Below are 9585 nucleotides of genomic sequence, written 5' to 3'. Positions count from 1 at the left end.
CCTTCCAGTCCTCTGGGTGGAACCAGCCGAAACCACTCGGGTGAAGCGGGGTGAAGTTCTGCACCCGGTTGTTGACCGCCCACGTTCCACGGTTGCTGTACAGCCAGAGGTATGGCACCTCGTCGTTGTCGATCTTGGCTGCCTGGGCATATGTCGCCAGCCGCTGCTTCTCGTCCGCGGAGGAGTTGGCCTTCTTCATCAGGGCGTCAAGCGCCGGGTTGCAGAAGCCCGGAATGTTGCCGCCGTTGGGCAGGTGCTTGTCGCAGGCGTTGATGTTGTTGACCGCCCAGGAGTCGGACGCATAGTTGCCGCCGCCGAAGAGGAACATGTCGAACTTCGCCGTATTCAGGTTCTCCGTCGTCCAGGCGGCCTCCACCTTCTGCAGCTTGACCTTGACGCCGACCTCGTTCAACTGGCTGGCAACGGCAGTGGCGGCTGCGTCGCGATCCGGGTTACCGCCGGCGATCCAGGCCAGCTCGACCGGCGTATTCGAGTTCCATCCGGCTTCCCGGAGCAGGCTCTTGGCCTTTTCCGGGTTGTACTCGTACTTCTCGATGCCGTCACCGGAAACCGTCGGGTCGAACGACGAGTTGCGTACCGACCCCACGCCAGGCAGTGCGGAATCCACGATCCCCTGGCGGTCGACCGCGTAGAGGAAGGCCTGCCTCACCCGCTTGTCCTGGAACTGCTTCTTCTTGTGGTTGATGGCAATCCGCACGAAGCCGCCGTCCTTCGCCTCCATGACCTTGATGTTGCCCAGGGCTTCGACGGTCTTGCGTTCCGTGGGCGAGAACGACGCGATGTCGATCTCGCTGGTGCCGAGCTGGGCGATCGCGACGTCGGCGGTGACCGGCTTGAGGAAGATCTTTTCCACGCCGACCTGCTTGGGGAAGTTTTTGTTGGCTTTGAACTCCACGTACTGGTCGACCTTGTAGTCCACAAACGTGAATGGCCCCAGGCCGACCGTGGGCTTCTTGAAGAACGGGTCCTTCGAGAAATTCTCGACGGGCTTGTCGCCGAGGATGTGCTTCGGCAGGATCATGAACCGGCCGATGTCCTGGAGGATCCCCACGTTCGGCTCGGTGGTCTCGATCACGAAGGTGTGGTCGTCAGGGGCTGTCAAGCCGCTGACCTCGTCCGTTTTTCCGGCCTTCACGTCGGCGGCGCCCACCACCGGACCGAACACGCCGGCAGCCGCGCTACCCGTCTTGGCGTTGGCCATGCGCTGATAGGTGAAGAGCACGTCCGCCGAGGTGAATGGCTGACCGTCGCTCCACTTGCGATCTTTCGGAAGGGTGAAGGTGAACTTCTTCGCATCGGGCGAGATGTCGACCTTCTCCGCCAGTTGCGGCACCAGGGCCAGATCGGGCGTCACCATCACGAGGCTCTGGAAGATGAGCGACATGACGTTGTAATCCGGGCCGCTGGCGGGCTCCAACGGGCTGAAGGTCCCCTGCGGCTTTTGGTACAGGAAGATCGAGAGCTGTCCGCCGCGCTCCTGCGCGGCGGGTTGCGGTCCGGAGCAGCCAGTCACGAGACTGGCAGCCAGCAGAGCCGCAATGGCTCCGCCGAGGTATCGCTTGGGAAATCTCATGGCGCAGCCTTTCGCGTCGGGCCGGCACCTCCCCCCATAGACGGCGGGATGGTCTGGCAACCGGAATGGCTGCCTGGATGGGGCTGGGCTACTTGGGAGGAGCTGGCAGTTGATCCTGACGGTAGGCGGACCATATATAGAACAATGTTCCACGTCAATAGCATGCCCAGTGTCCAGGCATCGTGCTCGCCGGCACGGCAGGCGGAATCCCGAGGTCAGCGCCACGGCTGGCCGGTCCGCGTACTCGGGGTGAGTAACCGAGACCGCGTGTTGCCGATCACCAAGATAGCCCGGCAGGCGCCGGGCGGTACGCCCCTCCTGACCTCCAGAGCGAGCCGCAGCGGTGCGCTCCGCGGTACTGGTGCGCCGTCGGGCCGCCGGGGAGGTCGATGACGCCACGGCGAAGGCATTCATCATCCGGTACGGGGGCGTCGGCTGGTCTGGGCTATCGATGATGCGCCGCCGCAGAACTCAAGGTGCGGGCCGGGCCCGACCCGAGATGAAACGGCGTTGCATAACCTTGACATGAAACGGTCTTGCCGAAATCGTGCGGTGTGCGCCCCGATTTGCGAGGTGTTCCCGAAGGCCCGCTGTTGCGTTTCGTGTCCATCCATGATCGCGTCCCGATCGATTCCACCCGGCCAGGCCCGTGGAGGCCACCCATGCGCATCGTCGACGTCACGACAGCTCTGCTGACCGGCCCCAGCACCGGGGATCCCTGGCTCCTGCCGTTCAAGAAGTTGAGGAGCGCTGCGTTCATCGAAGTACGTACGAGTTCCGGCGATGTCGGGGTCGGCGAGACATATGCCGGATACTTCTTTCCCGAGAGCGTCCCGCTCGTCGTCGACTACCTGAAGCCGATCCTGCTAAACGCCGAGAGCTTCGACGATCCCACGGACCTTGACATCGAGACTCTGTGCCGGCGCATGCGGCTGTGCTGCGCGTACTGGGGACGCGTCGGTCTCGGCGCGGCCGTGATCGCTGGTATCGAGGCGGCACTCTGGGACCTCAAGGGAAAGCTTCTCGGTGCTCCGGTCTGCGAACTGCTCGGCGGGGCCCGACACGCGCGCCTGCCCGCCTACGCGACAGGCGGCCCGTCGCCGTGGCCCATGACCGATCTCCTGCGGAAGGCCGATCACTACCTGGGGCTGGGATTTCGCGCGTTCAAGGTGTCATCGGGGTACGTCGACATGGAGAGCCGTGAGGAAATGCCCTCCGGCGACGGACCCAACGATGCCGCGGAACTCGAGGTGGAGAAGGTCTCCAAGCTCCGTGAGCACGTAGGCCGCGACGTCGGAATCCTCCTGGACGGCCACATGGGTCACCGGGAAAGCGCCCAGCGCTGGAACGTCAGCACCGCCATGGCAGTACTTCAAGCCTTGGAGCCGTACGAGGTTCTGCTGTTCGAGGAACCCTTGCCGTACCACGACCTGACCGGATACGCCGAGCTCTGTGAGAGGTCGACTACCCGGGTCGCCGGAGGCGAGCAGCTGTCCAGGCTCGAAGAGTTCAAGCTGTTCGCAGATCATCGCGCGTTCTCGGTCGCTCAGCCCGATGCAGCTTGGCTCGGGCTCAGCGAGCTCGGCGAGGTCGCTGCCCTCTTCGGTCAGATCGGGCGGTCAATCGCACCACACGCCTGGGGTGCGGGCGGGGCTGTGATGCAGAACGTCCACGCCGCGTTCGCGGCACCCAACACTCTCATCGTGGAGTTGCCGCCTGACGCGGGGCCGCTACATCGGGAGATCTGGGGTGACTCGCTGCGGCTGGCGGACGGGTACCTCACCCCTCCGACCGCACCTGGTCTTGGGATCAACCTGAGCCAGAAGATCAAGGAAGCATATCCCTTCGTTCCGGGCGCCGAGGAGTTTTCGAGCGTGCCCGGCAAGCTCATGAGGAGCTGAGATGGCGGACCGTCGGCACCATCTGCTCGTCGCGCAGCCGGTCGACCCGTCCGGCCTGAAGAGGGTACGTGCACTGCTCCCCGGCGCCGAGATCATCTGTCGGGACCCCCTGGCGCCGGGTACCACGCTGCCCGCCGCCGAGATCGCCGACTGCACGATCGTGTTCGCCGACCACATACCCGCAAACATCGACGCGATGCGGGCACTGCGCTGGATTCAACTCGGGTCGGCGGGTTATCAACAGCTCAACGGGCTCGGCCTTGGGGCCGGCGTGCGGGTGAGCAACGCGAGCGGTGTCAACGATGTACCGATCGCCGAGTGGTGCGTTCTCATGATGCTCAGCTTCGCCCGAGGATTCCCCGACATGTTGCGTGACCAACGGGGGCGCACCTGGTCCCGCGACGTCCGCTACCAAGCTGAGCTGCGCGGACGCAGAGTCGGCATCTTCGGATACGGAAGCATCGGGCATGAGGTGGCGCGCCTGTCGCGGAGCCTCGGACTGGAGGTCTGGGCGTTGTCGCGGCGTTTCGATCCGCGCGCGGACCGTGATGAGGTGCCATCCGGGGCGGTGGCGGCTGCCAGCCTCCCGGATCGGTGCTTCTCCCCTGGCGAGCTGCACGACTTCCTGCAGCATCTCGACTTTTTGGTCATCGCGGCGTCGCTGAACCACGACACCGTCGGTCGTTTCGGTACCAAGGAGCTGGGGTGGTTGCCGAACAGCGCAGTCGTCCTCAATCCGGCTCGGGCACACATCATCGACGAGGCGGCGCTGCTGGAGGCGCTTCGTGACGGAACCATCGCGGGCGCCGCGCTGGACAGTCACTACCGCGAGCCGATGCCCCAGGGCGACCCTTTCTGGTCGGTCCCGAACGCGGTCGTCACGCCGCATATTTCCGGCTCAACCGGCAGCACCTTCTTCCTTCCCCGACTGTGGGAGTTGTTCACCCGCAACCTCGATCGCTTCTTGTCCGGGGATTCCCTGCTCAACGAGGTGCCGCCCCAGGAGTTGGTCAACGCGTGGAACCCGGCTCGCCGCGACCGCGGACCTCGATGAGATCGAGCGCTCCGTCACGTGGCCGTTCGCAGGAGACTGCGCGACGCCTGTGCGTCGCGCGGCCTCCTCGGAATTACGAGATGTCGGTCGGTCAGGCACCGGCAACCCTGAGGTTGTCGATGTAAAAGGTAGGACCGTATGCGATCGGGTCACCTGTCGAGAACGCGATACCGGCGAGGCTGGCTGCCGCCTCGGCACGCTTGGTCGTGGTGAGGCGCTGGCCGTTGACGGTTATGGCCGCCTCGGTGGTCGTCGCGTCGATCGTGACTGTTGCCCACTGGAACAACTCGACCCGCTTGGTCAGCGTGCCCAGCGCCGTCCATTTCGTTCCGTCGTGCACCTCGATCGTCTGCGCCGGCTTGGTGTCGACGATGCGGAAACGCCACGGTGTCGTAGTGGAGCCTCCGGAGTGGCCCTTGACTTCGACGACGAAGGGGCCGCGGTGGTCGGTGACTCCCCAGTCGAACGACACGGTCTGGTGAGCCGTGTCCGCCGACATCTTGGTCGCGGTCGCGTTGTCATCCTCCCACTTGTCCCACAACCGCAGCGCAGTGCGGCTGCGGAAGCCGCCCAGTGCCGTGGTACCGGGTGTCTCCGAGACATCCGTGGTCCATGCATGCTTGGCGTCGGTGAAGCCGCGCGGCACGCCGAACACCGGCTCGTTTTCGAAGGTCTGGACATCGGCCGTGTACACCTCGAGCTCCGTGACCGGTGTCGCGGTCCCAGCAGAAGCGGTGATCTTGATGTACTGTGCGTCGATCGCGGAGAAGTCGGTGTACCGCAGGGCGTGATCGTGCGTGCCTCTCGCCGTGACAACCGGGTCCGACCAGGTGTGCCCGTCGGCGGACAGCGACACGGTCGCGTCGAGCGGCTGACCCGTACCGAGCATCAGTCCGATCCGGCTGACCGGGTACGGCTGGTCGAGCTTGACGACCATGGTCGGCGCCACGCCGTCCCGGGCTGACAATACGGCGGCGGAGTGGGGTGCCGAGCTGCCGTCGAAGGCTCCCTCCGGGCGGGTCTCGGGGAACCTCTTGTCCGGCTTGGCGAAGTCACCTGAGACGCCGCCGACGCCGGACCGTACCTGCGTCGCGAGGTCGAGCTTGCCGACGCCGGGGGTGACGATGCTGAGATACTTGGCGAAGACCCCGAACTGATTGTCGTAGGCGCCACAGCCCCACACGTGACACTTGTCGCCGAAGAAGATGGTCCGGTTGGCACCCACATTGACCAGGGAGTTGTTGGCGCTACTCCCGTCGTAGCGGCCGTTGTTGGTCGTCGACGGCGCATTCGCGAATACCACCTCCTCGGCGTCCCAGGTCTGCCCGGTGCCGTCGTAGTCGATCAGGATCCGGTCGTCGGGACGCCCGGTGGCGAGCACCATGATGCCGTTTGGCTGCAGGACGATGTCGGGGTCGATCCCGACGATCTGATTGCCGTCAGGTCCGCGCAGTGGCGTCGCCGGGCTCCAGGTGCGCCCGTCGTCGTCGGAGTACGACGTGACCAGCCGAGGGGGAACCTCTCCGGTCCGCAGTGCCGCCACCAGCCGGCCGTCGGTCCCGTATGACCAGCCGACCTCGTTGGTCGTCAGTGACGCCGGGATGCGCGACCGTTGAATCCACGACTCGCCGCCGTCCTTGGACTCCAAGATCACGCTAGCCCCACGGCCCTTGTCCGACTTGTAGGACGTGTACGCCGGGACCATGATCGTGCCGTCGAGCAGCACGATGGGTCGACGGTGAACCCGCAGCCCCCGGTTCATCCCGCCGAACTCCTCGCCTGCGGGTGGCCGGAACAGACCCTTGCGGATCTGCCAGGACTCGCCCCCGTCATGAGAGTGACGGGTGATGATGTTGACCGCGGTGTGGCTGTCGTCCGCCCACTCGGGGATGAAGTCGATGGCGATCAGGATTCCATCCTGCAGCCGACCGAAGTTCAGCGCCATCTCCGGACGGTCTGGCTTCGTCGTCAGGAAGGACTTACCGGAGTCAACGGACACCGACACGTTGTTGACCGAGTCCGCGGTCCCGACGTCGGGGTTCGACCCGGTGGACACAAAGATCTTCTTCTCCGTACGTCCGTCGACAACGGTGTCGTATCCGGCGGCCTGTGTCACGGCGGCGATGGGACCAGGGGCCCAGTCAAGTACGTGCCACTGCGGCCCGACCCGGTACGCGGGCTTCGCCACCGAGCCACCATCCCCGGACGGGAACTCCGGCACGGTCTGCCGAATCTCCGCGTTTGGCTGCAGGATGGTCAGTCCCGGGCTGGGCGAGACGGCGAGCAGAGCGAGCGCTGCAACAAAGCCGATCGTCGCGCCCTTGAGCTGTGACGAAACCTGTCGTGGTCGATGTGCCATGGCGAATCCCTTCGGCTCAGGGCCCGGCTGCGAAACTTGTCTTGCCGCACTCCTCGGTTTGCTTGGTCGTGCAAATCCGGAGAATTTAGATCTGCATCGATCTGGTGGCGTCCGATCTAACGCGGAAGGGCATTCCATGTCAAGGGCGATGCGGGACGTGACGGCGGACGTCGCGAGATCCTGACACTGCGGAGGATCAGAGAATGACGACCGTAATTTGTTGACATGGAATGACCTTCTATCCAGGCTCGTCGGTGGATCACCCAGCCAGGAGAGGATGATGCCATGCAGATACACCGGCGTTCCGTGTCTGCACGCACGAGCACCCTAGTCATCGCTGTCGTTGGCTCCGTCATCGCAGGGCTCACCCCGCCCGTGGCTGCTCAGCCGCTGCCCGAGTCTGTCGTCGGCAAGACCGCCACGCTCGTCCCCAACGGGGGTTTCGATGCCGGAGACCGAGCGGGGCATCCCATCGGCTGGTCGGTAGAGGGCAATGAGGCGGGAGCGAACATCGTCAACCTGGGGGCGTGGCGGACCGCCGGCCTGGGCTCGCTGGAGATCAATGATGCCGAGGGTACGGCCGTCTCCGTCCGAAGCGACCGCATCGTCGTCGTACCCGGCGGCGCCTATACCTTGACCGCGAAGGTCAAGGGCAAGAGCGGTACTCCAGCCTGGCTGTACCTGGAGTTCTGGAGCTTCGAGGGCACTCGGGTCGGCGTGACCAACGTGACGCCGGCGTTCAGCGGCGACTGGCAGACGGTGAACGTAACCGCCACGGCACCGGCCAACGCGGCCCACGTCACCGCTCTCGTCTATGGATCTCAGGCGGCTTCCGGGGCTTCATACTGGGATGAGGTGAACCTTCAGCTCGCGCCACAGAGCTACGACAAGGCCCTCGGCGCGAAGCGGGAACTGTTCCTCGACGACTACCGCATCGAGTCCGCGCATGACGTCGGCCGGGTGCTGCATCCCGCGCAGACAACACAGCAGCCGGTCGTGCGGGCCGACAAGCCTTGGGAGGCCAGCGCCTACACCTACGGCTCCGTCTTCAAGGTCGGCGACGTGTACCGGATGTGGTACACCTGCTACAACGATCAACCGCCGAACTACTTCCTCTGCTACGCCGAGAGCATGGACGGTGCCAACTGGGACAAGCCGCTGGGTCGCGGATCCATCGGCTACAAGGACGTCCCCGCCTCTCAAACCAATATCGTCGCCGAAGGCGGCGGCACCATCGCCTACAACCCAGACGCTCCGGCCGACCGTCGCTACGCCCTGATGCGATTCAAGAGCGGCGTGGTTAACCAGACGCTGGGTTACTACGTCTGGTTCTCCCCCGACGGCTACACCTGGACGCCCGGCCCGGACAAGCCGGTCCTGCTCGACGGCGATGTCTCCAACGTCAACTACGACCCGGCGACGCGGCGTTACATCGCGACGATCAAGAAGCGGATGTTCACGTCGCGGACCCCGGGCACCTACGACCGATCCGCTTTCGTGTCCACCAGCACGGACTTCATCACTTGGACGACGCCCGTGATCGGCGTCAGTGGCGATTATGCCGACGACGGGGCGGCAGAGGCGATCGGAGGGCTCGAGGGACAGATCTATGGAATGCCAGTTGCCCCCTACGAGAGCACCTACATCGGCTTCCCCTGGGTGTTCTCCATCCTCAACTACACCGCCGGCCAGTTCGCCACCGCTGCTGATGGGCCGGTCACCGTACAGATCGCGTCCTCGCGTGACCTGACCCGCTGGACCCGTCCCACGCGCGACCCGATCATCGAGCCCGGACGACCGGGTGCCTGGAACGACGGCGCCCACTACACCGCGTCGAACATCCTCGTCGGCGAAAAGACCGTGCAGATGTACTACGCGGCCTTCAACAACGGCCATGGTGGCGCCGAGCCCAACAACCCGGACCGGGACAACCATGTCGGTCAGACGGGACTCGCCACCTGGCGGCGCGACGGATTCGTCTCGCTGAGCAACGCGTCGCTGCCGAATGCCGGCGACCCGGGCGAGGTGACCACGAAGCCTGTTGTGTTCGACGGGACCTCCCTGCACCTCAATGCCGTTGTCCATGGCAAGGGAACCGTAGCCGTCGAGGTACTCGACGCCGACGGCCAGCCAATCGCCGGTTACACGGCCGCAGACGCGGTGCCGATCCGCGGCGACAACCTCGACGTCGAGATGAAGTGGACGGGCCGCAAGCTTGCCGACCTCGCCGGCCGGGAAGTCAAGTTCCGCTTCCACCTCGTCAATACCGACCTCTACTCCTTCTGGATCGGCTCGTGAACTGAGATCCAGCCGGCTGCCTCGACGACCACAAGTCGTCGAGGCAGCCGGCGCGACCGTGGCGGTTCCCTTCAGACGGCCTGCCCGCCCGGCACATTCAGATGTGCAAGCAAACTCCGAGCGCGTGTTTGAGAAGGGTCAGCCTGGACCGGTGGCGGGCCTGCGGCGGTGAGCCATGCCGTTGATCGCCGCCCAGCGGAGCATGGCCTCGGACGTGGCCGTGGCGTCCGTAGCCGCCGGCCAGCCGACGGTGGGCGATCAGTCACGCCAGGACCTCGCCCAGGACCCATCGGCGCGGGATCACTACCAACCGCTCCTGGCCGGGTCTTTGCGTATGGTGCGCGGCGTGGTGCGCGGGATCCTGCTCGAACACGCTCTC

Annotated in this window: 6 protein-coding genes; 4 read left to right on the top strand and 2 right to left on the bottom strand. The window is 65.2% G+C overall.

The window, feature by feature from the left end:
• On the bottom strand, positions 1 to 1594 hold a 1594-nt coding region (locus FXF52_RS39055; protein WP_187413983.1), incomplete at its 3' end, for an ABC transporter substrate-binding protein.
• A gap of 662 nt (positions 1595 to 2256) precedes the next feature.
• Between FXF52_RS39055 and FXF52_RS39050 the strand changes: the two genes are divergently transcribed.
• Positions 2257 to 3495, top strand: a complete 1239-nt coding sequence (locus FXF52_RS39050) for a mandelate racemase/muconate lactonizing enzyme family protein (protein ID WP_148804694.1) — start codon at positions 2257 to 2259, stop codon at positions 3493 to 3495.
• A gap of 1 nt (position 3496) precedes the next feature.
• Positions 3497 to 4549, top strand: coding sequence for a D-2-hydroxyacid dehydrogenase (locus tag FXF52_RS39045; protein ID WP_148804693.1), 1053 nt, complete (start codon positions 3497 to 3499; stop codon positions 4547 to 4549).
• Positions 4550 to 4640: 91 nt separating this feature from the next.
• On the opposite strand, the gene FXF52_RS39040 is transcribed toward FXF52_RS39045, so the two are convergent.
• The gene (locus FXF52_RS39040) at positions 4641 to 7205 is read right to left on the bottom strand and encodes a sialidase family protein (protein WP_148804692.1); all 2565 of its coding nucleotides are present in this window, start codon (positions 7203 to 7205) and stop codon (positions 4641 to 4643) included.
• On the opposite strand from FXF52_RS39040, the gene FXF52_RS39035 reads away from it, so the two are divergent.
• Together FXF52_RS39035 and FXF52_RS42735 are read left to right on the top strand one after the other, a co-directional pair.
• On the top strand, positions 7194 to 9206 hold the full coding sequence (locus tag FXF52_RS39035) for a hypothetical protein (RefSeq protein ID WP_148804691.1): 2013 nt from the start codon (positions 7194 to 7196) through the stop codon (positions 9204 to 9206). The two genes, FXF52_RS39040 and FXF52_RS39035, sit on opposite strands and share 12 nt — an antisense overlap.
• Before the next feature lie 175 nt (positions 9207 to 9381).
• Positions 9382 to 9585 (top strand): hypothetical protein (locus FXF52_RS42735; protein WP_222870920.1); only part of this gene is annotated, 204 nt, incomplete at its 3' end.

This window comes from Micromonospora sp. MP36, assembly GCF_008119785.1.
GTDB lineage: Bacteria > Actinomycetota > Actinomycetes > Mycobacteriales > Micromonosporaceae > Micromonospora.
This window is presented reverse-complemented; position numbering and strand designations above follow the sequence as displayed.